General features: G+C 62.3%; 14 protein-coding genes. 6 read left to right on the top strand and 8 right to left on the bottom strand.

Going from position 1 to position 23,695, the window contains the following annotated elements:
• The first annotated feature begins 120 nt into the window (after nucleotides 1-120).
• The 4 genes from ACFPN2_RS02070 (at nucleotide 121) to ACFPN2_RS02085 (ending at nucleotide 8,070) form a co-directional block, all read left to right on the top strand.
• Nucleotides 121-1,905, top strand: coding sequence for a lysophospholipid acyltransferase family protein (locus ACFPN2_RS02070; RefSeq protein WP_380594477.1), 1,785 nt, complete (start codon nucleotides 121-123; stop codon nucleotides 1,903-1,905).
• A 161-nt stretch (nucleotides 1,906-2,066) separates the two neighbouring features.
• Nucleotides 2,067-5,222, top strand: a complete 3,156-nt coding sequence (locus ACFPN2_RS02075; RefSeq protein ID WP_380594479.1) for a two-partner secretion domain-containing protein — start codon at nucleotides 2,067-2,069, stop codon at nucleotides 5,220-5,222.
• A 12-nt stretch (nucleotides 5,223-5,234) separates the two neighbouring features.
• Nucleotides 5,235-6,929 (top strand): ShlB/FhaC/HecB family hemolysin secretion/activation protein, encoded by a 1,695-nt coding sequence (locus ACFPN2_RS02080; RefSeq protein WP_380594481.1) that lies wholly within the window; start codon nucleotides 5,235-5,237, stop codon nucleotides 6,927-6,929.
• Between the two features lie 124 nt (nucleotides 6,930-7,053).
• On the top strand, nucleotides 7,054-8,070 hold the full coding sequence (locus ACFPN2_RS02085) for a LacI family DNA-binding transcriptional regulator (protein WP_380594483.1): 1,017 nt from the start codon (nucleotides 7,054-7,056) through the stop codon (nucleotides 8,068-8,070).
• On the opposite strand, the gene ACFPN2_RS02090 is transcribed toward ACFPN2_RS02085, so the two are convergent.
• Genes ACFPN2_RS02090 through ACFPN2_RS02105 form a run of 4 tightly spaced genes read right to left on the bottom strand, consistent with a single transcriptional unit; the run spans nucleotide 8,067 to nucleotide 11,548 of the window.
• A complete protein-coding gene (locus tag ACFPN2_RS02090; RefSeq protein WP_380594485.1) occupies nucleotides 8,067-8,891 on the bottom strand; it encodes a class I SAM-dependent methyltransferase in 825 nt (274 codons plus the stop codon). The two genes, ACFPN2_RS02085 and ACFPN2_RS02090, sit on opposite strands and share 4 nt — an antisense overlap.
• Nucleotides 8,892-8,928: 37 nt before the next feature.
• On the bottom strand, nucleotides 8,929-9,999 hold the full coding sequence (locus tag ACFPN2_RS02095) for an NAD(P)H-dependent flavin oxidoreductase (protein WP_380594486.1): 1,071 nt from the start codon (nucleotides 9,997-9,999) through the stop codon (nucleotides 8,929-8,931).
• A gap of 47 nt (nucleotides 10,000-10,046) precedes the next feature.
• Nucleotides 10,047-10,994, bottom strand: a complete 948-nt coding sequence (locus ACFPN2_RS02100) for a FecR family protein (protein ID WP_380594488.1) — start codon at nucleotides 10,992-10,994, stop codon at nucleotides 10,047-10,049.
• On the bottom strand, nucleotides 10,991-11,548 hold the full coding sequence (locus ACFPN2_RS02105; protein ID WP_380594490.1) for an RNA polymerase sigma factor: 558 nt from the start codon (nucleotides 11,546-11,548) through the stop codon (nucleotides 10,991-10,993). Before ACFPN2_RS02105 ends, ACFPN2_RS02100 begins: the two co-directional genes overlap by 4 nt.
• Before the next feature lie 131 nt (nucleotides 11,549-11,679).
• Between ACFPN2_RS02105 and ACFPN2_RS02110 the strand changes: the two genes are divergently transcribed.
• Nucleotides 11,680-14,367 carry a TonB-dependent receptor domain-containing protein gene (locus tag ACFPN2_RS02110; protein WP_380594492.1) on the top strand — a complete coding sequence of 896 codons (2,688 nt, stop codon included), beginning with the start codon at nucleotides 11,680-11,682 and terminating at the stop codon, nucleotides 14,365-14,367.
• A 4-nt stretch (nucleotides 14,368-14,371) separates the two neighbouring features.
• On the opposite strand, the gene ACFPN2_RS02115 is transcribed toward ACFPN2_RS02110, so the two are convergent.
• Together ACFPN2_RS02115 and ACFPN2_RS02120 are read right to left on the bottom strand one after the other, a co-directional pair.
• Nucleotides 14,372-16,540 (bottom strand): FG-GAP repeat protein, encoded by a 2,169-nt coding sequence (locus ACFPN2_RS02115; protein ID WP_380594494.1) that lies wholly within the window; start codon nucleotides 16,538-16,540, stop codon nucleotides 14,372-14,374.
• Between the two features lie 114 nt (nucleotides 16,541-16,654).
• Nucleotides 16,655-17,080 carry a MarR family winged helix-turn-helix transcriptional regulator gene (locus tag ACFPN2_RS02120; protein WP_380594496.1) on the bottom strand — a complete coding sequence of 142 codons (426 nt, stop codon included), beginning with the start codon at nucleotides 17,078-17,080 and terminating at the stop codon, nucleotides 16,655-16,657.
• 89 nt (nucleotides 17,081-17,169) lie between these two features.
• Between ACFPN2_RS02120 and ACFPN2_RS02125 the strand changes: the two genes are divergently transcribed.
• On the top strand, nucleotides 17,170-18,930 hold the full coding sequence (locus ACFPN2_RS02125) for a chloride channel protein (protein ID WP_380594498.1): 1,761 nt from the start codon (nucleotides 17,170-17,172) through the stop codon (nucleotides 18,928-18,930).
• Nucleotides 18,931-19,103: 173 nt separating this feature from the next.
• On the opposite strand, the gene ACFPN2_RS02130 is transcribed toward ACFPN2_RS02125, so the two are convergent.
• Nucleotides 19,104-20,720: an amidohydrolase gene (locus ACFPN2_RS02130; protein ID WP_380595286.1), complete on the bottom strand. Its 1,617-nt coding sequence runs from the start codon at nucleotides 20,718-20,720 to the stop codon at nucleotides 19,104-19,106.
• Between the two features lie 34 nt (nucleotides 20,721-20,754).
• Nucleotides 20,755-23,622: a TonB-dependent receptor plug domain-containing protein gene (locus ACFPN2_RS02135; protein ID WP_380594500.1), complete on the bottom strand. Its 2,868-nt coding sequence runs from the start codon at nucleotides 23,620-23,622 to the stop codon at nucleotides 20,755-20,757.
• Nucleotides 23,623-23,695: the final 73 nt, after the last annotated feature.

Raw genomic sequence — 23,695 nt, forward strand, 5'->3', positions numbered from 1 at the left:
GGCCCGGGCACGATCCTGTGCCGGCCGTCGCATATTTCGCCCACCGCGCGCAAACGCAACGCGATTGTCATCTTTGCCGACTAAGTTACGCGCCCATCAAAGGCGTGAGCTTGAGGATCGATGCCGATCTCCGCGTCACCGTTCGAACTCACTGGACCGTTGAAGCGCGTTCCCGCGGTCGGTCCTCTCATTCTGAATGTCGCCGAGCGTGCGCTCGCGTTTCAGCGACTGGCGAATATTCATCGCCAGCTCGCCGGACGCGATCTGTCGCCCGAACAGTTCGCGCGCGAAGCGCTCGAAATATTGCAGGTTCGTTTCGAGCTGGATCCCGCGCGGCTCGAGGCGATTCCCAAGACCGGCCCGGTCGCAATCGTCGCGAACCATCCGTACGGCGGCCTCGAAGGGCTGTATCTGATCCAGCTGCTGCTCAGCCTGCGCTCCGACAGCAAGTTGCTCGGCAATCAGCTGCTGCAACGAATCCCCGAGCTGAGCGACGCGATCATCCCAGTCGACGTCTTCGGCGGCTCGCGCGCCGCCCAGGCCAACGTCCGTGGCATGCGCGCCGCGCTCCGGCATGTTCATGACGGTGGCTTGATCATTTTGTTTCCTGCCGGCGTCGTATCTCATCTGCATCTTTCTGCCGGACGCGTTTGCGATCCGCCATGGAGCACGACGGCTGCGCGTTTCCTGCGCAAGTGCGAGTGCCCGGTCATCCCGCTGCACTTCGGCGGCGGCAACAGCTCGATCTTTCAAACGCTGGGACTGCTTCACCCGCGCATGCGCACGGTGATGCTGACCCACGAGTTCCTGAACAAGCGCAATCACGTGATTCCGGTCACTGTGGGTCGGGCCATCAAAGCCAGTACCCTGGCCGGTGAGGCCGACGATGTGGCGCTCGCCCGCTCGTTGCGATTGAGCACGTATGCATTGGAAGCCCATCGCACCGTGCAGCGTCGTGTCGCTCGCACCCCCGAGCCCACCGCCGAGCCGGTCGCAAACGCCTTGCTGGAAGCGGAGATCAACAATCTGCCGCCCGAGAACGTGCTCGCCTCGACGCAGGGCACGCAGGTGATGTTTGCTCGCGGCGAGCAGATTCCCTGGACGCTGCGTGAGATCGGCCGGCTGCGCGAAATTGCGTTCCGTGCCGTCGACGAAGGCACTGGCCGCAGTCGCGATCTCGACAAGTACGACGATCACTACGTCCATATGTTCTCGTGGGACACGCAGAAGCGCACGATCATCGGCGCGTACCGGATCGGTCACGTGGACGAGATTCTGGCCAAGCATGGCCGCCGCGGACTCTATACGCACTCTTTGTTTTCTTACGGCGCGCCGTTCCTGCGGGCCGTGGGCAACGCGCTGGAACTGGGACGTTCCTTCATCGTGCCCGAGCATCAGCGCAACTTCGGCGCCCTGCTCCTGCTATGGAAAGGTATCGCTCAATACGTCGTGCGCCATCCGCGCTACAACGTGCTGATCGGGCCAGTGAGTATGAGTGCCGAGTACCGTCCGCACTCGCAGGCCCTGCTGGTGGACTTCATCAAGCGTCGTTGCTTCGATAATCAGCTGGCGCAGCTGATCAAGCCGCGACGGCCGTTCCGTCGCACGCACTCGCTGGCCGCGCTGAGCGGCGATCTCGCCGGGCTTGGCGATCTCGACGGCCTGTCGCAATTGATGGAAAAGATCGAGCCGGATGGCAAGGGCGTGCCGGTCCTGCTGCGTCAGTATCTGAAGCTCGGCGCCCGCGTGGTCGGCTTCAATGTCGACGCCAACTTCAGCGATGTGGTCGACGGCATGATCGTCGTCGACCTCACCCGCGTCGAGCAGCGCGAGCTCTATAAATACATGGGCCGGGAAGCCGCCGAGCAATTCCTGAGCGCCACCAAGGCCGCCGCCGGACATTAAGTCACCTCGCCGCATGCAGGGATACTCGCAATTTTCATAATCTGCGGGTCTCTCGTCGCCGGGATGTGAGCGAGTGCTCACCGGCGGAATTGCGCACCGCGTTAAAAAGGCAGCCCCTTGTTGGCTCAGGACACCTGTTGCGATAACAGGTTGCGGTGTCGATGACGACCCTAAAGAACAAGCGGCGCACGGCTGCCCCGAAGCGCCCGCTCAACTGCGTGCTCACCACCTTTGTGGTCGCTGGCTTTTCCAGCGCGGCACTCGCCAATCCTCAGAACTCGAGCGTGGTCCAAGGCAACGCGGTCGTGACCACGAACGGTTCCGAGCTCACCGTCACCACCACCGGTCGAACCATCCTGAACTGGGATTCCTTCTCCATCGGTAGCGGCGAACTGACCCGCTTCGTCATGGACAGCGCCAACCAGGCGGTCTTGAACCGCGTCATGGGCGGAACGCTGTCGCAGATCGACGGCCGGCTCGAATCGAATGGTCGCCTGTATCTGATCAATCCGAACGGCGTGATCATCGGTGCGACCGGCAGCGTGCAGACCCAGAGCTTCATCGCCAGTACGCGCGACATCACCAACGCAGACTTCATGGACGATGGCGATCTCACCTTCGTCGGCGTCGGTTCGGGCGAGGTGCATAACCTCGGCACGATCCAGGCCGCGGATGGCGACGTTGCTCTCATTGGCAAGCGAGTGCTCAACACCGGCACGATTACCGCGTCTGAAGGCATCATCGCGCTCGCCGCCGGCGATGAAGTCATGCTGGCCGCGCCCGGATCCGAGCGACTGCTGGTGCGAGTCGATGGCGTCTCCACTCAAGCCACGCTCATCGATCACACGGGCGTCCTCAGTGCGGCGCAGGCCGAGTTGCAAGCCGCTGGTGGCAATCCTTATGCGCTCGCCGTCAACGTCGGCGGCCAGATCATCGCGACCGGCGTGCAGAATCGCGCGGGCCGCATCTATCTCACAACGGACACCGGTCTGATCGACGTTGCCGGCACCCTCACCGCTAAAAACAGTGACGGCAGCGGCGGCGGTATTCACCTCGACTCCACCCTGGGTGCCGGCAGCGAAGTCAACGTGAGCGGTACGCTCGACGCCTCCTCTACTTCCACCGGCGGCAGCATCAACATCGATTCGTCTCACATCACGCTGGACGACGGTGCTCAGTTGATCGTGTCCGGTGGCAGTGGCAACGCTGGCGGCGTGTTCATTGGCTCGCAGTCAGAGACCGACTCTGTGCACGTCAACGAAGGCGCCAGCATCGAAGCCAACTCGGGCTCGGGCGACGCAGGCAACATCGATCTCACTGGCGCCGGTGTCTATTTCCATGGCCAGTTGCACGCTCGCGGCGGAGCATCGCAGGGCGTCTTCAACATTCTCTCCGGCGAAGCCATCGAGTATACGGGTCTCGCCGACCTGCGGTCCTATGACAACGAGCCCCGCTTCGGCTCGGTCAACATCGAGAGCCTCTATGCGAACCTGACCATTGCCGCAGACCTCAGCAATGTGATCGACGTGGATGCACTCGCGACGCAGCTGAACTACGGCAATGTGACGCTCGCGGCGAACCGGACGGATCGTTCCATCAACGTGAACGCTCCTATCAGCTGGCAGAGCGCCACACGACTCACGTTGCAGGCCGACGGCGATATCGGAGTCAATGAAGCCATCGAAGCCAGCAACGGCTCGTTGCATTTGACCTCGCTCAATGGCGACGTAACGGCCCTCGAGCCCGCGAGCCTCACGGCTCGCAATCTGTGGCTGTCAGCAGCGAACGACGTGAATCTCACCAATCGCGTCGTCGCGCAGAACGTCACGCTCTACGACATCGGCGGCCGCATCTCGCTCGCCAACGAGCAGAACCAACTCGGCGCCATCACCTTCTCTCGCGATCTGCGCCCTCAAAGCGGCGAAGTGAATATCGTCGACAGCGCCGATGGCCTGACCTTGACCACGAGCAATGTCGGCGGCATCGCCTACTCCACCGACGGCAACTTCCTCGTGCGTACCGCGGGCGATCTGACGTTGTCGCAGGCTTTCCAAACGCAGGTGGGCGGCGATATCACGTTGGTCGCGGCGGGTGGCGTGTTCCGCAACCAATCGACCGCGGGTGCCAACGTGTTCGGCACATCTTCGACAGGGCTCGAGCGCACACGCGTGTACGCCGCGAGCGCCGGCGAGAACGGCGGGCTCGAAGGTCCCGCTCAGTACAATGTTTCCTATTCGGACGGGCACGCCGAGACGGCCAGCACCGGCTTTTATTACAGCGGCAGCACGCCGCAGGACCCGGGCCCGTCGGATCCAGAAGAACCAGTTGATCCGGTCGATCCGGTCGATCCGCCGCCCGCGCCCGAGCCTGTGCCTGAGCCGCCTGCGCAAATCATCCAGACCGCGCTGGGTGGCAATTCCTTCGAGCAGCTCAATCGTCCGCCGGAGAACTTCAATCTTCCGCCCTCGGTACCGATCGTGCTGCCGTCCCCGCCCCCCGCGCCGACGCCGAATTCCGTCACCCTGACGAGTGCCATGACGGACCAATTGCAACAATTGGCGGAACGAGCCGCCATCGACAGCAACCCCACCAAGCAGCCCTCGCAGCAGGCAATCGATCAGCTCGATGACGCCATGACCCAGATGATGGCCTTCCTGCAAGGCCTATCCGCCGGCGCCGGCGCCCCCACCGCTGAACAACTCGTGCAGAAGCTGGGCTCGCTGCCGCCTGAAATCACGCAGTTGATGAATCAGTCGCCGGCGCTGTTCCAGCAACAGTTGGCCATCATCCTGACCCAGTACGCGGTGAATGCGCAGAAAGCGTCGCTGGACGATCGCAAGCAGGCCATGGATCAACAGCTCGACCAGGTGCTGCAAGCCGCACAGCAGATGCGAGACCTGGCGATCCAGCAGATGACCAACGCGATTGTCACGATCGTCACGCAGGTCGCCAATACAGCGCTGAACGCCGGCAACGATCCGAAAACCAAGAACCCGGCGCTGCCGAAGGCACCGGAACCCCTGCCCATCATCCCGCCGCTGGTGTCGGCACCGGTCAAGAAGGATCCGCAGCCGAGCTCAACGCCGCCCATCGGCTACCAGGCGCCGCGGACTGCGCCGCCGCCCATCGTGGTCCCCGTGGCGCCCTCACTGCCACCGGCGCTGCAAGCCCAGTTGGATGCCCAACGGCAAATGTTGCAAGGATCGCCGACGCAGACCACACCGCCGCCGGTCGTCGTTCCGCTGCCGTCACGCCTCATCCCGGTGCCGCCCCCGATTCCGTCGGCGGTGCAGGCGAAGATCGATGCAGGTCGCTGAGCAAATACAACCATGAAACATCTTGCTCTTCTCACCGCCCTCGGCTGCTGGTCCGCAACGTCCGTCGCGCAGGATTTGAATCGTATCCAACCCGCACCAGTACCGGCCGTCGAGCCGCCCGCCACGCCCAATGCCGGTGACACGCAATCTCCCGCTGCGACTTCGGCCGTGCTGCTCGCCGAGCTGAAGGGAGTGATCTTCATCACCGAGCCCGGGCAGCTCACCGAAGCGAAGGTGGGCACCGAGGCTTTGGATACGTCTCGCGTGCCGCTGCTCGACAATCAAACATTCCGTAGCCGCATCGAATCGTATCTCGGCCAGCCGCTACGACAGAGCGGACTGAAACGTTTGCTGACGACAGTCAACCTGTACTACGCCGGCCACGACAAACCCTTTGTGAACGTGAACGTACCCGGTCAGGAAGTCACTGACGGCGTGTTACGCATCCTGGTCGTCGAGGGCCGCGTCGAGCACGTCAAGGTCGAAGGCAATCGCTATTTCGCCGACGATCAATACATCGCCGCGCTCGGCGTGAATCCCGGCGACCCGCTGCAGAAGTCACAGCTCGACGCCAACATCGCTTGGATCAACCGCAATCCGTTCCGCGCGGCCACGATCGTTGCGGCACCGGGTGAGTCCTTCGGCGGCACGAATCTGATCGTTCGCGCCAACGAGCGCTATCCGCTGCGGGTCTACGCCAATGCCGACAACACCGGCTCGCCGACCACCGGCGAAGAGCGCCTCGGCGTCGGTGTGAATTGGGGTAACGCGTTCGGCTTGGGACATCAGCTCAACTATCAACTGACCACCAGCACCGATTTCGATCGCTCCATCGGCCACTCGGCCAGCTACGTCATTCCGCTGCCGTGGCATCACCTGCTGACGTTCAGCGGCGCGTGGTCGCGGATCAATGCCGACATGCCGGTGGATTTCGATTCGCAGGGCACGTCGTGGCAAACCGCGTTTCGCTACGAAGCGCCGTTGCAACCCAACGCGCGCGGCTGGAATCAATCGCTGCTCGCGGGCGCCGACTTCAAGCGCTCCGACAACAACCTGGAATTCGGCGGCATTCCGGTCACCGACAACACCACCGATATCGTGCAAGCCGTGCTCGGCTATCGCATGAGCTCGGAGGACAACTACGGCCGGACGGGCTTCGCCGCCACCGTCGCGTATTCGCCCGGCTCGCTCGGCAGCCGAAACAAAACCGAGTACTTCGATATCAGCCGTTGGGGCGCCGAGTCCGATTACTCCTACGCACGCCTCGATCTGGATCGCTTGACCCGCTTGCCCGCCAACTTCAGCTGGCACTTGAGCGCGTCGTTGCAAGTGGCGAGCGGCAACCTGCTCGGCTCCGAACAGCTGGCATTGTCCGGCACGTACGGAGTGCGAGGTTACGGCGAGAACGACAGCTTCGCGGATGGCGGCTACATGATCCGCAATGAATTGTTGTTGCCCGTCATGAATGCCAGCTCATTGTTCGTCCGGGTGCAACCGCTGGTGTTCCATGACTATGCCCAGGGCTCTAACAAGCGCCTGCTGCCCGGCGAGCGCGACCGGACCACGTTGAGCTCCGCGGGCCTCGGCGGCCGCGTGTCGTTCGGCCAGTCCTGCGAGCTGCGCTTCGCTTACGGCTGGCAGATTCATGCGCTGCCTGGCGAAGACAAGGGCGACCAGGCGCACGCCGGTATCACCTTCAGTTACTAATCTTGACGCCCCGCCGAGCCGCAGCGCATCCTCGCGCTGCGGTCAAATTCAGGCGGAGACAGCGCTGGCTACGCAGGACAAACGGCGACCTCGCCGTCAGGTACAAGAAGTCACGATCGACGATGTGGCGGACGAAGCCGGCGTCTCTCGCATGACCGTGTCCCGGGTCTTGCGTGGCGGACACCTCGTGCGTGCGCCTCTGCAAGAACGCGTCTTCGCCGCGGTCAAGAAACTCAACTACCGGCTGAATGTTTCGGCTCGTGCGCTGGCCGGCTCGGGCCCGTCGCGAGTCGGTCTGGTGTACTCAAACCCCAGCCAGGCCTTTCTCAGCGAGCTGTTGACCGGCGCGCTGAAAGAATCGAGCAAGCTCGGCATGCAGCTCACGTTGACCGCCGATGCCGACTCCCATGACCGCACCTCCGAGATCGAATCGCTCCTGCGCAGTGGCGTGACGTCTTTTCTTCTGCCCTCGCCAGCCTGCGACGCGCCCGATGTGCTCGAGCTGCTGCGAGAAGCCAAAGCGCGTTGGGTCGCGATCTCGCCGGCCAATCTGGAGATTCATCCGTTCAGCGTCTCCGCCGACCATTTCGACATCGCCGGCCGCATGACAGCGCGGCTCATCGAGCTCGGTCATCGGCGCATCGGCTTCATCGCCGGCGATCCCGCCTCCAAAGGCGGTGCCGAGCGCTTGCGGGGACATTTGCGAGCCATGGCGTCCGCCGGCATCGCGGAGTGCCCGGTCGAGCAAGGCTATTTCACATTCCAATCGGGGCTCGAAGCCACCGAGCGCCTGCTGAAGTCGACCGCCGCCTGTACCGCCATCATCGCTTGTAACGACGACATGGCCGCGGCGGCGATCTCAGTCGCGCATCGTCATCATCTCAACGTGCCCGAAGACCTGACCATCGTCGGCTTCGACGACACGCCCATCGCGTCGATCGTTTCGCCGGCGATCACGACCGCGCGCCAGCCCATTGCGGAGATGGCTCAAAGCGCGATTCGCATGCTTCATGCGGCAGCCATGGCCGGCGAGGCGGATGAAAACAAACGGACTCAGAAAGTCTTGCCGTGCACGCTCATCGAGCGCGAGTCGAGTGCAGGACCGCGAGAGCAGCCGTTGCCCGAAGCTGCGCTCAGCTAACGACGCGCGCCTGATTTCTTCTGCTCGACTTGCTCGGTGTGGTCTTTCCACACGCCTTTCGCCGAGCGCATGACGAGCAACGCCTTGGTCCAGCGACGCGCGTTGGATTTGAGCATGAGCTTGGCGAGCGCCGGACGCATGCCACCAAACACTCCCGAGCGCAGAAATAACAAATAACCGCCGCTCACCAGCAAGTCATAGCCATACTTGCGCGCGACCTGACCCAGCGCCCGGCGGCTATAAAAGAAGATGTGCTGACCGGCCTGCGGCGCGAGATACCACCAGTCCTGGCCTTGATTGGTGTAGATGCCCGTGCTGGCCAACACCGCCTTCGGCCCTTGTTTGAATAGAGCGTCCAGATCGTCACGAGGCTGCGGGTAATGCTCCAGCACTTCGAACGCAACGATCAACTCGGGCGTCGCGAAGTCCGGATGTTCGAACCCCTGCGCGTACGTCGGCTTCGCGTAACGATCGTGCACGTAGCAATTGATCTCATAGTCACGCAACAAGCGGCATAACAAGCCGTCGCCACCGCCGATATCGAGCACATTCTTCAACCCGAGCAGCTTCGCCATCGACCAGCAGGCCGCCAGATTCTGCAGATTCCGCTGCACGGCGCCGGTATCGAGATTCGACAAATTGTTGTCGCGATAAGCCTCATCGAGCCAGTACGGCGGCTCGGTCTGCAGCGACTGGCACTGTTCACATTGCAGATAGGCAACGTCGTGCTTCTCGAGGACTCGCAACGAAAAACGGGGCGCAAGCGCGCCGTCACACAAGCGACATCGGAGTGGGTCGGGAGTCTGCGCCGTTTCAGTCATCCGCTTCTCATCAACCGGTCGGAAGCCGGCGATTCTATTATTCGCCGCAGGCCGCACGCCACTCTTGAACCAGCTGGCTCATCAAGACCGACGCCGGCAACTCGCGCGCCAGCGACGCCCCCTGCCCGGCCCAGTAAGCCGCGAACTCGTGATTGCCCTTCGCGCTGGCCGCCGCGTGCAAGGCTTTCGCGGCATCGTAGGCGATCGGATAGTCAGGTAGGGCCGGCGCACCGTCGCGAATCAATTCATACATCCGATTCGGCAGGCCCCGCGCCCCGCGTCCGGAAATGGCCGCCGTGATTTGCGTGTGGCGCGCACGCTCGCTCCTCATCTGCTCTCGATAGGCCGCATTCGCGGACGACTCCGGACAGAGCACGAACGCCGTCCCCAGTTGCACGCCGGAGGCACCCAGCGTCATTGCAGCGGCAATGCCTCGTCCATCCATGATGCCGCCCGCGGCGATGATGGGTAGACCGCACTGTTTCGTGAGCATTCGAACCAGCGCGAATGTGCCGATACCATCGTCACCGCGCTCGGGATCGAACACGCCGCGATGACCGCCCGCCTCCACTCCCTGTGCGACGATCGCATCTACGCCGGCGCGCTCGCAAAGCGTCGCTTCTTCTGAATTCGTCGCGCAGGCCAGTGTCACGATCCCGGCTGCACGGAATCGCTTGATCCACGGCGTCGCCGGCAAACCGAAATGAAAACTCACGATCGCCGGCCGCTCCTCGAGCAGCATGGCCAGCATCGCTTCGTTGTCGACAAACGTCTCGTAGATTTCTTTCAGCGCCTGCGGCGGTTGCGCGCCGAACTCGGCAAAGTGCGGCTGCAGATACGCCAGCCAAGCCGTCTCGCGCGCGGCGTCCGGCGTCGCACGCCGATGACAAAACAAGTTGGCGTTGAACGGCCGCGCCGTGAGCGCCCGCGTCGCCCGAATCGCAGCCCGCGACTGCTCGACGTTACTCGAGCCCAACCCGAGCGATCCCAGACCGCCGCTATTCGACACCGCCGCGGCCAATGCCGGCGTCGACACGCCGGCCATGGGCGCCTGAATAATAGGATGCTCGATGCCCAGCAGGGCCAGTAGCGCTTGGACGTTGCTCATGCCGCGATGGTAACGCATGCGGCGGCCCCAGCAGCGCCCGGCCGATTTCAAGGCCCCCGCGAGACCCGCAGCGCTTTCGGATCGGAGCGGTCGACGACGATATTGCCTTTGGTCTTCAACACGGCCACGAACTGTTCCGGATCGTCGAGATCGACGGAGGCGTGGGCAAAGACCACGCTACCGAGCCGCGCGTCGGCGATCTCGATCTTCACCTTGTTGTGACGATTGAACTCCTCGGCGAGCTGCGCAACGGTCTTGTTCGTGAAGCCGACGACCGTGTGCGCCCACGCCAGCTGCTTTTTCGCGTCGACCGGAGTGACGACCATCTTGCCCGAGGGGTAGATGATCAGTTGCTGGCCCGCCTCGAGCGACTTTGATTCCCCACCATGCGCCACGCTGACCGATCCTTCCTCGACCACGACTGACGGCACATCGTTGACCTGACGCACGGCGAAGCGCGTGCCGAGAGCGGTGATCAAGCCTTCGCCCACATTCACCCGGAAAGGTCGCGGATCCTTCGCCACGTCGAAAAAAATCTCGCCGTGCTGCACGACTGCGCTCCTGAGCGCGCCGTCCATCTTGAACTCCAACCGGGAATTCGGCCGCAGACTCACCCTCGAGCGATCGGGCAAGGGGTAATCCGGCCGGGCCTCCGACTGTGTTTTGACGACCGTCGTTACCGTGGGCCCGACTGGCATCAGTACCCAGGCGACGCCCAGACAAGCCAGCGCCGCCGCCACTCCCCAGGCCGCCCGGGATTTACGAAGTTTCGATACGGGCGCGCTCGCCGATGATCGCGACGCCGCCAGTGCGCCCACTGCATCCCACGCACGCTGCACCTCGCTCAGCGCTCGCATGTTCTCCGGATCAGCCGACCACACCTTGTATTTGGCAATCTCGTAGGGCCTCAGCCGACCGCGCTCCAATCGGGTATTCCACGCCGCGGCCTCGGCGTTCCGGCGCTGCTCAGTCTTGATCCTCGTGTTCGCGCTCATTTGCGTTCTCCTGAGGTGCGATCGAGCCTGCCCAGACCCAGCTGCCGCGCTCGGCTCATCGCTCCGCCAAGCAAACGCTCGATCCGACGTTCTGAAATGTTCATTGCCGCGGCGGCCTGCCGATACGTGAGTCCCGCTCCTTTGACCAGCTGCACCGCTACGCGCTGCTCTGGAGTCAGTTGCTCCAGAAATTCTTCCCACTTGTCATTGATCATGCATTTCTCTTCCGCCGAGTGCTCTTGTTGCGCATGCAATTCCAATAATTCTTCCAACTTTGCGGGAGCCACCGACTGCTCTGTGCGCCGCCGATAACGATCGATGGCGACGCGCCTGGCCACGCGCACCACATAGCCGTTGAAATTCACGACCGACTCGGGCACGCCGCACACCAGCAGTTTCACGAGGGCGTCATGCAGCACATCCTCCGAATCGTCGGGCACGCGCAGCTCACCCCGAAGCTTGCGCACGATGCCCTTACGACCGTCCCGACACATCTTCTCTATTCGCTTCGCGGTCTCGAGCAAAGTTGTGTTCGTGGTTTTTCGATCGGGCATCGACGCTCCTTTCGTGGCTGTCTCGATTGCTACGACGGGTTGAAACGAGCCAAATCCCCGCGCGCGTCCAGAAATATTTTCTGGCGGACCGACAGGGGTTCAGACGGCGGCGCGAGCCGATCTATCGAATCGTGCAAAATTCGTCCGGCTCCAGATTCGCGCTGATATTGGTTCGTTATTTGTTTTTCTGGGCGGTGGGCATCGCCCTGGTCACCGGCACGTCACTGGCCGCCAGTACGACAGATGTCGAACACGATCTGAATATTCCGCGGACATCGCTGAATGCGGCGCTGACAGAATTCACTCGCCAGACCGGCTGGCCGACTGAAAGCGCGGTCGCGCTCCCGGACTCGACGTGGGTCGGACCGCTGAAAGGCACTTACACTGCGGCAGCTGCACTAGCGCAGTTGCTTGCCGGCAGCGGCTTCGAATTCAAGCAGAAGGAACAATCCTTCTCCTTGTCGCCCCAGACCGCCAGACCGGCCGCACCGAAGAAGCCTCCACCCCGTCCCAGCCCGCCCGCTCCACTCCAGAGCGATGAGGTCATCGTGTTGGCGCGGCGACGGCTGCAAGCTCAGGAACCCAATCCGTCGCGCGACATCGCGTTCGGCGAACAGGACATCGAATGGCAAAGCCCCTCGCAAATCGGCAACATGTTGAGCAACTCGAGTCAGCAACCGTTTGCGATGAACCGTCGCGCCAATGGCGCGCAGTTCGCGGAGCTTCGCGGGCTCGGCATCGACGCAACCTCCGTGACAATCAACGGCCGACGAGCGCCGCCCACCATCGGTGAAACCACCGGCAGCTTCGATCTGGGCCTGGTGCCGGTCACCGCGGTGGCGGGCATGAAGATCGCGCTCGAGCCCACCGAACTGCAAATTGGGCCGCCCGCCGGCGGCGGCAACGTGGACATCGAGCTGAAGAAACTCCCGCATCCCATTGTCGAGCTCCAGTACGGCGATGCCGATGGCGGCTCCGAAGAGCGCCGGCTGGGCATGGGCACGGGCATCGAAACGGAGCGCTTCACGGGCAGCATCGTCTGGGAACATTTCGATCGCGACCCGTTGTATGGAGACGCACGCGATCGCTGGCGGAATCAGGACTTTCGTCGCTTCGGCGGCCGCGACTACCGGGTCAGCAGCGACCGCGCCAGCTTGAACAGCTACTACACGGCAATGCCGGAGATCGATCAGAACAGCCTGGTCGCATTGGCGGAACTCGAACTGACCGAGCGGACGTCCCTGTTTGGCGAGCTGCTGTTCACCGATCGGGATGTCATGCAGCAGTTCAGTCCACCGGTGGTGTCGCAAATGCTGCCCGCGACCAATCCTTTCAATCCTTCCGGCCGACCGATACCGATCGACACGTTTTTTTCACAAGAGCCGGCGAGACAACGCGGCACGCAAAGCGAGTGGTGGCGCGGAGTCGCTGGATTCAAGAGCCAATGGCAGTCATGGCATCTGGAGCTCGCGGCCGTGGGCACGCGGGACGACGTCCTGGTCATTTCTTCGCATGACCTGAATCAACAGCGGCTGAGCGAGGCGCTGGCGGAGAGCGATCCTGGCCGGGCATTAAACGTTCTCGATCCAGCCTTCCCAGGCAATCGCGAAGTGCTCGATCATCTTCGCGCGCCGCCCAGCGACATTCACTTCCAATCGAAGACGAGCACGGTGACGGCCACCGCGCGAGGCACGTTCGACATTGGCGAGCGCGACATTTCGGCGTCCATCGGCGGCGAATGGGAACAAAGTGACATCCTTGTGGGTGCGTGGTTGCCGATGCGCCGCACGGTCCAGTCCGGATTCGCACAATTCGAAGTGCCGTTGACTCAGCAGACGACGCTTAACCTCGGCTCGCGCCTGGATCGGGTCAGCGACGTGGGTCTCTTGTGGAGCCCGCAGCTCGCATTCGAATGGCGGCCCTCCGAATCGCTCACAGCTTACGCGTCTGCAGGCAGCAGCGAGCGGGCCGCGTCGCCGGTGGATTTGTTTCAGCCGATCTCGATCGTCCCGACCTCCGCTTTCGATCCGGTCCGCCAGCAAGCGAACAAAGTCGACGTCGTGATGGGCGGAAATCCCGATCTCGAGCCGGTGAGCTCTCGCACCTTCGCGATGGGCTTGCTGTGGGAGCCCGACGCCCCTTTGCTGAAAAAGCTCGGAGCGAAGTACTGGCGCATCCACCTCGACGATCGCATCACCTTTCCCGCGATCTCCTACCTGCTGAGCAATGAAGGCCTGTATCAGGATCGGATTGTTCGCGACGCTTCGGGAACGTTGCAGCTCATCGATATGAGGCGCATCAATGGCGGCCCGCTCGATACCAGCGGCGTGGATCTGGAAACATTGCTGTCTTTCGACAGCAAGCTGGGCAAGATCACGAGCAAGCTCGATATCACCTTTGTCGATAAATACTCGAGTAACGAAATGCGCGGCCTGCCTCGGGTGGAACGCGCCGGCATCGCAAACTCTTACGGAACGATTCCTCGCTGGCGCGTCATCGGCTCGCTTGCAGTGGAGCGAGCCTTCGGCACGGTAGTCACGACCGTCAGGCACATGCCCGCCTACCAGGACGCCTACGTCGTGCCCAACGGCCGCACCATCGAATCGCAAACGCTGCTCGACCTCACGATCGTGCTCGATCTCGGGCAAGTCGTGGCTGGCTTCGCGCCACTGAAGCACTGGAAGGCCACTTTCGGCGTCGAAAATCTGCTCGACGACCCGCCGCCGTTCGCGGATGTGGGCATGTCCTCCGGCTTCGATCCGTCACAAGGCGATCTGCGCCAGCGATACGTCTTCTTCAAGCTCTCCCGCGAGTTCTGAGCCTTCAGGGTTGCACGGCCAGGAAATCGTCCGCCTCCGCGGCGGTTTTGTAACTTCCCACACCATATCGACCCGCGGCGTGCGGCGACGACGCGTCGGTGGCTTCGAGCACCAGCCGCTCATCCACATACGCTCGCAATTTGTTGCCGACGATGTCGAGTCGCAAGTTGTACCAAGTATTCAACGCGACCGGCATCGCCGCTGTATCGAGCGTCGTCGCCACGCCATTAGCGAGCTTGCGCAACGAGATGTTGTTACTACTGCGAACCGTAATGTAGTAATAATTGGATGCGTCGACGTAACGTCCGATCAGACCGAACCATCGATCTGCGCCCGAGAACTGAGTCGCCCGCATGCGTGCCCGGATGCTCTGATTGGCATAGCCTTCGGTGGGCCCCGCAACCATATATGCGCCACCACCGACACTCGGTTGCGTAAACACCGTGGTGTTGGGCAGCTTCACCCATTGATAGGCGTAGTTCGCATAGTCCCAATCCATGCGAATCGTCTCCGAGTTGAAGTTCTCGTCCTTCAGGATGCGGCTTGGATCGGGATTCAGAATCAGATTGTCGTAGTCCGCCTGCGTTCGGTACATGGTGACGCCTGGCCGGCCATGAGTCAGTGCGCTGTCAAACACGCTCAGGATCTCTCGCCCCGCCGATAGCACTCGCAGCTTTTGCCCGTGCGATTCCAATCGCAACGGATAAGGCCGATTGAGCACGACCTGCAGCGGCGCGGTCGCGAGTGTCTGGACAACGCCGTTTTGTATGCGCCTCAGCAGCACCGTATTCGAGTTACGCACGGTGATGTAGTAATAGTTGTTCGGATCGGTGTAGCGAACCATCAATCCGAACCAGCGATCGCCCGTGCCCGTCGCATATGCGCGCGGTGTGATGTCGGCCTGAATGGACTGACGATCCCAATCGGCGCTTTGATAGATGGACGTCGCGCCGCTCGCCGTATTGGTTTGACGATACGCGCGCGTGCCATCAGCGCTCGCCACGAAGAAAGTGCTGTTTGGTTGGGCCACCCAACCATTCGCGGTGCCATCCTCCAGATCCTCTTGAACCAGAGGCGGATTCGGCCGCAGCGTGGCGGGCAACGTGAACACGAATGCACCCGGGCGATCGTAGGAGCCGCCGATCGCGCGGCTGCCTTTGATTTGGAACGCGTTCACGAAATCATTCGTGCTCGAGGCCAACGAGGCTTGATGCGTCCACGTTCCCGACGACGTGCGGCGATAGGCGCGAACGAATCCCAGCGGCGCGCCGGCGAGCAACGTGTTTCCCGAGATCGACGCCGCGCCCTCGATTGTCTGTATCGGATTCCAGACGCCCTGCGCATTTCGCTGGAAAATGAAGGGGAACGGGACCGCTGCAATGATGGCAGTCGAGCCGTCGATGTCGACCCAGCTGGAGAATCCGTCGGCGCCCGGGCCGCCATTCGGCCGAGTGATGGCCGTGGGCGGCGCCCCCGTCCATGTGTGATTTGCGCCGAGTGTGTAGATATATGCTGTCCCGGACGGCGACCCGGGCGTCGTCTCATCAACGCCGTAACTCCCGTGGATTGCATAGTTGTCGGCAATCGCGACTCCGGGCCCCACATAGTCGGCATCCGCTTGCGGGACGCCGTTCTGTAGTCTTTGTACCTTCGCCCAGCCATTCGCTCCACGCTGGTACAGGTCCGCACCTTCGACGAACGACGTGATGATCGTCCCGTTACGAATGCCGACATCGACGCCACCCGTATCGCCGAGCGTGGCCACACGGGTCCACACACCGCCTTGTCGTTCGAACACCGCCGTCAGTGGACTGAAGTAACAGCCCACTACGATCACGTCACCTTCCACCGCGACTGAGGTGCCGAAGTTACTCGTGCCATCTTCGGTGGCTGGCAGCAGCTTCGCAGTCTGACGCCATGTGCCATTGCTTTGCCGCTCAAAGACGTAGGCGGCGCCGGGCCTGCTTTGCTCAGGCATGCTCGCCCCATCGGTTGCGCCAACAACGGCAACGTCGCCATCGATGGCCACCGAGTTGCCGAAACGCCCTTGAGGCGAGCCGTCAGTGGGTACCAGTTTGGCGTCTTCGAGAATTAAAGGCTCGGCGGCAAGCGCGACGCCGGACGAGGTCAGTAAAGAGACCGCGAGGACTCTGGCCAGGTGAACCGCACGCATATATTTCCCCCGGAATGCGCATCGCTTTTATCGGCTCGGTGCTACAACGCCGGCTCGCTCGCGGGGTTCCTCGAAATCGGCAAGAAACAACTGTTGCAGGGCCGCAAGCGCTGGTCAGTCGCGCGGGGAGTCCCGTCGTAACACCCGCTCCAGCGACGGCCGCAACGCCTGCAATTCATTTAAATGGGCCGCCGACAGTCGATCGAGAATCCGTTGCGCCTTGGCGGTGAGCACCAGATCGACGCGGCGCCGATCCGCCGGATCCACTCTACGCCGCGCCAGATTCGAATCGACCAGGCGATCGACGAGCTCCACCGCGCTGTGATGCCGGCACACCAGTCGCTCCGCCAGCATGGCGATGGTGGCCTGCCCGCCCACGCTCAATCCCTTGATCGCAAGCAGCGCCTGATGTTGTTGGGGAGTGAGCCCCGCCGCGCGGGCCGCCCTGGCGCTGAAGTCCAGGAAGAGCCGCAACGCGTAGCGGAAGTCCGCCAGTTGTTGATACTCCGCATCGCTCATGCTTGCTTTGGATGTCGCCATCTTAATGTTCCGGTCCTGTCTTGGCGTTCGACCTATATATCGCTCTGCGATATATTAGCCGGCCGTTGTGCTCCCGTCCCGACGACCGCATGAAGACAACTTCCCGACTGCCTCACCTGGAATTGGCGGACTTTCGCGTCAGCCCGCGGCTGCTGTATCTGGTGGCAATGGCGGCGGCGGTCGGTGGCTGCGGCCTGCTGGCGGCGTGGGGGCTCGTCAAGTTGATTGCGCTCGCCACCAACCTCGCCTACTTCGCCGATTGGTCCACCGAAACCCGCGCCGTTCACAGCACGACGTTGGGATGGGGACGCGTGCTGATTCCCGCGGCTGGCGGCATCATCATCGGGCTCATGGCTCGATTCGGCAGCGAGAAGATTCGCGGCCACGGCATTCCTGAAGCCATCGAAGCGATTCTGATGGGCGGCAGCCGGATTCAGCCGCGCGTGGCGATTCTCAAGCCGTTGTCCTCCGCCATTTCCATCGGCAGCGGCGGACCGTTCGGCGCCGAAGGTCCCGTCATCATGACCGGCGGCGCGCTGGGGTCGTTGTTCGGGCAACTGTTTCATCTCACCTCCAACGAGCGAAAGACGTTGTTGGTTGCGGGCGCGGCGGCGGGAATGACCGGAATCTTCGGCACCCCGCTGGCCGCGATCCTGCTCGCGGTCGAATTGCTGTTGTTCGAATGGCGGCCGCGTAGTTTTCTGCCCGTCGCGATGGCCGCCGTCGTATCAGCCAGCTTGCGACCGCTGCTGTTCGAGACTCCGCCCTTGTTTCCTTTCAGCGGCGAAGCACAGACCTCGATCTTCGCCGTCGGCAGTTGGATCGGCATCGGCGTGTTGGCAGGCCTGGGCTCCGCGGCGCTGACGGCGCTCGTTTATGGATGCGAGGACGCCTTTCAAAAGTTGCCGCTGCACTGGATGTGGTGGCCGGCAATCGGTGGCCTGATCGTGGGACTCGGCGGCCTGATCGAGCCGCACGCCTTGGGCGTCGGTTACGACACGCTGCAATCCATGCTCGACGATCGATTCACTCTGCATGCGCTGGTGGTGTTGATGGTGGTCAAGGCGGTCATCTGGTCTGTCGCGCTCGGGTCCGGCACGTCAGGCGGTGTGCTCGCGCCGTTGCTCATCATGGGTGGTGCACTCGGTGCGCTCGTCGGCAAGTTGCTGTCACCCGCCGACGCGCCAATGTTTGCTCTGCTAGGTATGGCGGCGATGATGGGCGGCACGATGCGCTCGCCCTTGACGGCGACGATCTTCGGCATCGAGCTGACCGGCAACATCCACGCACTTCTGCCTCTGGTTGCGGCGTGTGCCGCGGCCCATTGCTTGACTGTGCTGTTGCTCAAACGCTCGATCCTCACCGAACGCATTGCCCGCCGCGGTCATCACCTGACGCGCGAATATAGTGTCGATCCGTTTGAGTTGGTCCGCGTGAAGGAAGTGATGGTCCACCGGGTAGATACATTGCCCGCGACGATGACGGCCGGCGACGCCATCGAGTTCTTCTCTGCCGTCGAACATCGACACAAGAGTTATCCGCTGGTCGATGCGAACGGCACGCTGGTCGGCATGGTGTCGAGAACCGACACACTCAAATGGATCGTCGACGGTCAGGATGAACAGACGCCGCTGAGCGAACTGTCGAGTCGCGACGTGCTGGTCGCGTTTCCCGACGAGCTCGTCGGCCGCCTCGCGGATCGCATGGCGCAGGAAGACGTCGGCCGCATGCCCGTCGTCCGTCACGAAGATCGCCGGCTGATCGGCATCGTGTCGCGCAAGGATCTATTGCGCGTCCGCGCCGCTCTGCTCGCGCACGATCACGAGCGCTCCGCTCCGCTTCGAGCGTAATACGCCGTCGCCGAACGTTCGATCTGTACGGCCCACGACGGTGGAGCAAGCTCCGCCCGTTTCGGCGGCAACTCGTTTTTCTACGAACAGTCGTTCCAGGTCACGCCCGTCCGGATGGTTGCTGTCCGGGTTGGGCGTGACCTCGCTGCTGAGCCGGCGGCGCCGGCCCGATATCAAGGCGCCGCGCCTGACGGCATCGCCGGTGCGGTCGCGACGGCCGGGTACGCGATGCCGAGCTGCTCGAGATAGCTACGGTATTTCTTCGGGTTGTAGTAATACTTGGTCATCTGCGGCCGCATCCGATCCATCAACTCCTTGTTGAGATGAATGGCCGGCTGATCTTCCGCCGTCAGCACCGGCTCGTACTTCATATCCTTGAGCTGTTCGTTGTTGAAGTAATCCTTGGCGCTGGTCAGCAGCGCGGGCGTCGTCATCAGGTCCATCACGGTGAGCGCCACCGCCTTTGCACCCGTCACCGCGCCCTTGTGTGCGATCGGCGTAGCCATCGCCATGGCGGCAGTGACATTGTGGCCAATCGTGTTGGGAATGTTCGACGGGAAGCGGATCGTGATCGTCGGCACCGTCCACATGATGTCGCCGATATCGTCGGAGCCCCCGCGCATGGCGTTATCACGACTTTCAGGCGTCGTTAGCGGCGCCACTTCAGTCGCGAGCTTTTCCACCTTGAACCCGTTCGTTTCCTGCACCGCCTTTGCGAACGCCTGGTCATCCTCGGTCCATTGCGGCATGCCGATGGCCTTGATGTTCTCGTACGCGGCTTCCGCCATCGGCTTGTTACCGAAGTTCGGCGCCGCATAGCCGAGCACACGCCGGCTGACGGTGGTGCCCGTGGCTTGTGCCGCCGCCTGCGAGATCGTATTGCCGATCTCGTACAGGTCACGAATGGAAGCGAAAGTCTGGTCGCGGAAGTAATACCAGACCGTGCCCACGCCAGGAACGACATTCGGCTGCCCGCCGCCGTTGGTGATCACATAGTGCGAGCGTTGCGTGAGTGGCAAATGTTCGCGTCGCATGTTCCAGGCGATGTTCATGAGCTCCACACCATCGAGCGCGCTTCGACCGGACCAGGGCGAACCGGCCGAGTGCGCCGTCTTACCGATGAATGTGTATTCGACCGAGACCATGCCGTTGTTCCCGGCCGATCCCCACGACGTGCTCAGATCCTTGCTGACATGCGTGAAGATGGAGGCGTCGACGTCTTTGAACAGCCCAGCGCGCACGTAGTACGCCTTCGTGGCCAACAGCTCTTCAGCGACGCCCGGCCAGAGCATCAGACGCCCCGGGATCTTGTTCTTCTCCATCACTTCTTTGACCGACAGGGCCGCCGCGACAATGGCTGGCATGCCGGAGTTGTGACCTTCGCCATGGCCGGGCGCACCCGCCACCTGCGGCGTGATCGCAGGCGAGCCTGGCACCTGCGACAGCCCGAGCAACGCATCGATGTCACTCCCCAAAGCGATCAACGGACCCGAGCTGCCCCACTTCGCCGTCCACGCCGTGGGAATGCCTGCGACGCCCCGTTCGATGGTGAAACCATTCTTCTCGAGAATGCCGGTGATGTATTCCGACGTCCGGAATTCCTGGAAGCCCGGCTCGGCAAAACTGTAGATGGAATCCACCATCTCCTGAACCAGCTTGGTCCGCTTGTCGACGCCGGCAAGCGTCGCCTTCTTCAATTCGGGCGCCGCTTCCGCGAACACGGCCGGAGCCGCGACCTGCAACGCGCAGCCTGCGAACAGAGCGGTCAAGAGTCCCTGGTTGGTTTTGATCACGTACGATCTCCGTTTGATGCTTGCTTGTTGATTAGAATGACATCCGCACGCCGAGTCGGAACACCCGGCCCATCGTGTCATAGAGGATTCGATTGGTTTGCGGATAGGCCGGCGTGTTGTTGCCATCCGGGCCATTACCCACCAGCTCCGGGTCGGTATTGAACAGGTTGCGCACCGAGAGGAACGCCTCGGCCTCCGCCGGCCCCACCGTAAATGAGTACGTCGCCGAAGCATCCAGATAAAACGCGCCATCGATGTCGTTCTCGTTGATCGTGCGATGCTCGACCGTCGAGGTCGGGCAGCCGCTGGTGCACTCGATGAACGAGTTGTTATAGACGCCGCTGCTCACACCGCGCCCGATGAGCGTAAACGACATCGCGTCCAGCGCATAGGTGGCGCTGAGTCGATAGCTCCAGCTCGGCGTCGCGCTGGTGCCTTGGTTCACGCCGGCGTAATCGACCGGGAAGTCGATGCCGTTGTCGGTGACATTCTCGATGTAATGAGTTGCCAGCGCACGCAACGACAGATCGCCGTGGCCCAGCGGGCGTCGATAGCTGGCCTCGATGTCCAGTCCTTTGGTTCGCTGGCTGGCGAAGTTGAACGGCACTAGCAGGATTTCCGAGATCTGCTGTACATCCCCGACCGTAATGTAACTGATGTTGTCGCAAAAGCTTTGCACGTTCTGCTCGAAACATAGATCAACTGTGTTCTGGGCCGTGACCGTGCCGATCGCATCCTCGATTTCGATGTCGAAATAGTCGACCGAGAACGCCAGGCCGGGCACGAACGACGGCGTGACCACCACGCCAATGCCCAGCGACTCCGCCTCCTCCGGCACGAGCGCCAGACTACCGGTCTGCTTTTGTACGAACTGCAGCGCTTGATTGCTCGGCGGCACATTGACCGTGTTGGTACGCGCGGTACCGGCGGCGAACAGCTCGTTGAGATTCGGCGCCCGAATATCCTTCGAGCTGGTCACCCGGAATTTGAGGTCCGAGATCGGCTGATAGGTCAGCCCCGCCTTCCAGGTCTCGACCTTGCCCGAGATGCTGTAGTCGGTGAAACGCAATGCGCCGTTGAAATCCAGGCCGCTCCACAGCGGCACCACGGTTTCGATATAGCCTTCGGCGACGTGATAGTCGCCCTGGGTGACCAGATAATTGCCGTATAGCCAGCCCGTCTGATACTGCGGCTCGACGAAGCCGTCGATCTTCTCCTCGCGCCACTCGCCGCCGAACGCGAGCGACACGGGGCCGGCCCAGGTGCTGAGAATATTGTTGGTCGCGAAGTTGAACGCGGCGACATCCTGCGTCAGCTCCTGCTTGCGATAAGGATTGCTCGGGATGATGTAATCGAGCGCGGCCTGCGTCACGCCGCCGATGCCGATCCGATTGATCGGCACACAGCCGTTGCCTGGATCGGCAATCGACGAACGGCATACGACCTGCCCGGTCGTGGGATGAACGACGGCGTCTTGCGCCAACGCCATGCGCGCGTTGTTCCAAGTGTTGATGAGCTGCTCATCGAGCTTGGCGACGCCCCGCTGCACATAGGTGTCCCAGTGCCAGTCCCGGCCGATCAAGACGAAATCGCCATCGGCACCGATGAGGTATCGATTCACCTCACGCTCGTTGTCGCTGCCCGCCGCCGGAATGCCTGCATTGGTGGAGCCCATCACAAAGGACGTGATGTCTGGATCATTCGCGGCGTTGTACTGTGCGATCTGCTGGACAACCGACGCTGGCAGATAGGCATTGTCCGCGCGAATCGTGATGTTGCCGACGTTGGGCGTCTGTTGGTAATAACTCAGCCCTCGATACTCGTTATGCGAGACCTGCGCAAAGATGTTCACGCCCGGTGTCACCTCGAAACTCACCCGCCCGAAGATCGTCTGTCGCTCCTCATCGGGTGCGAGTGAGTTACTGCCTTCGTGCCCCTGGCTCGTGTACTGCCAATCGCCGCCAATCATCCAGGGATTGCTGGCGCTGGTCGTGCCATAGGCGAGCCGCCCCACGGTGGCACGACCGGTCGTCTGATCAATCGTACCGAAATAGGTCCCTCGCAACGGGCCACTGACGATCAAGCCGCCTGGCGTGTGCTGACTCGGGCCAATCCCGGACTGCACCAGTCGAAACGGCTCACCGTTGGTCGCGGTGTAGTTCGGATTGTTGATTTGAAAGACGCCGCTGTCGTTCCAATCGCGGTCGATGGTGTGGACACCGTCCTGGGTGAAGTACTCGCTACTGAACAACACGTGACCTCGACCGCCCGCGAACGGCATGCCGGCGGCGAGCGTGAACGTGTGATTGGGATTGTCATCGTAGGTCGTGACACCGTACTCATAGTCGGTCTTCACGCCGGTGAAATCGCGATCGAGAACGAAGTTCACGACTCCACCAACGGCGTCCGAACCGTACGCCGCCGACGCACCCCCGGTGACGATCTCGACCCGCTCGATCAGCGCCTGAGGAAACGTGTTGATATCGACGGTGCCGGTCGATGCAGAGGCCACCGAACGCTGGCCGTCGAGCAGCACCAGCGTGCGATTCGTGCCGAGCGAACGCAGGTTGAGCGCCGCGATACCCGCCTGTCCGTTGCTCAACGCGCCAGACGAGTTGGATGCAGTGGCGCTGCCGACGACCGAGGGCAGCGTGTTCACGAAGTCGGCGACATTCGCAGTACCGGCCGTCTGGATTTCTTCCGCACCCAACACGCTCACAGGCGTCGGCGCGTCGTAGCCGTCGCGGGCAATGCGTGAGCCGGTCACCGTGACCGAATCGATGGGACCGTCAACTGAAGAGACTTCTTGCGCTTCGGCCATCGAGACACAGGCCAACGCGGCACCGAGACAGTTTGCAACGACCAGACGCAACGAGAGACAAGACGTGACCGTCGACATGGCGCGACTCCCTCTGTTCGATGGATGTTTGTTCTTGGTAGCGACGCCCTTGTCACTCAGCCGCCGCGCAGGC

This window comes from Steroidobacter flavus (assembly GCF_042651805.1).
GTDB lineage: Bacteria > Pseudomonadota > Gammaproteobacteria > Steroidobacterales > Steroidobacteraceae > Steroidobacter > Steroidobacter flavus.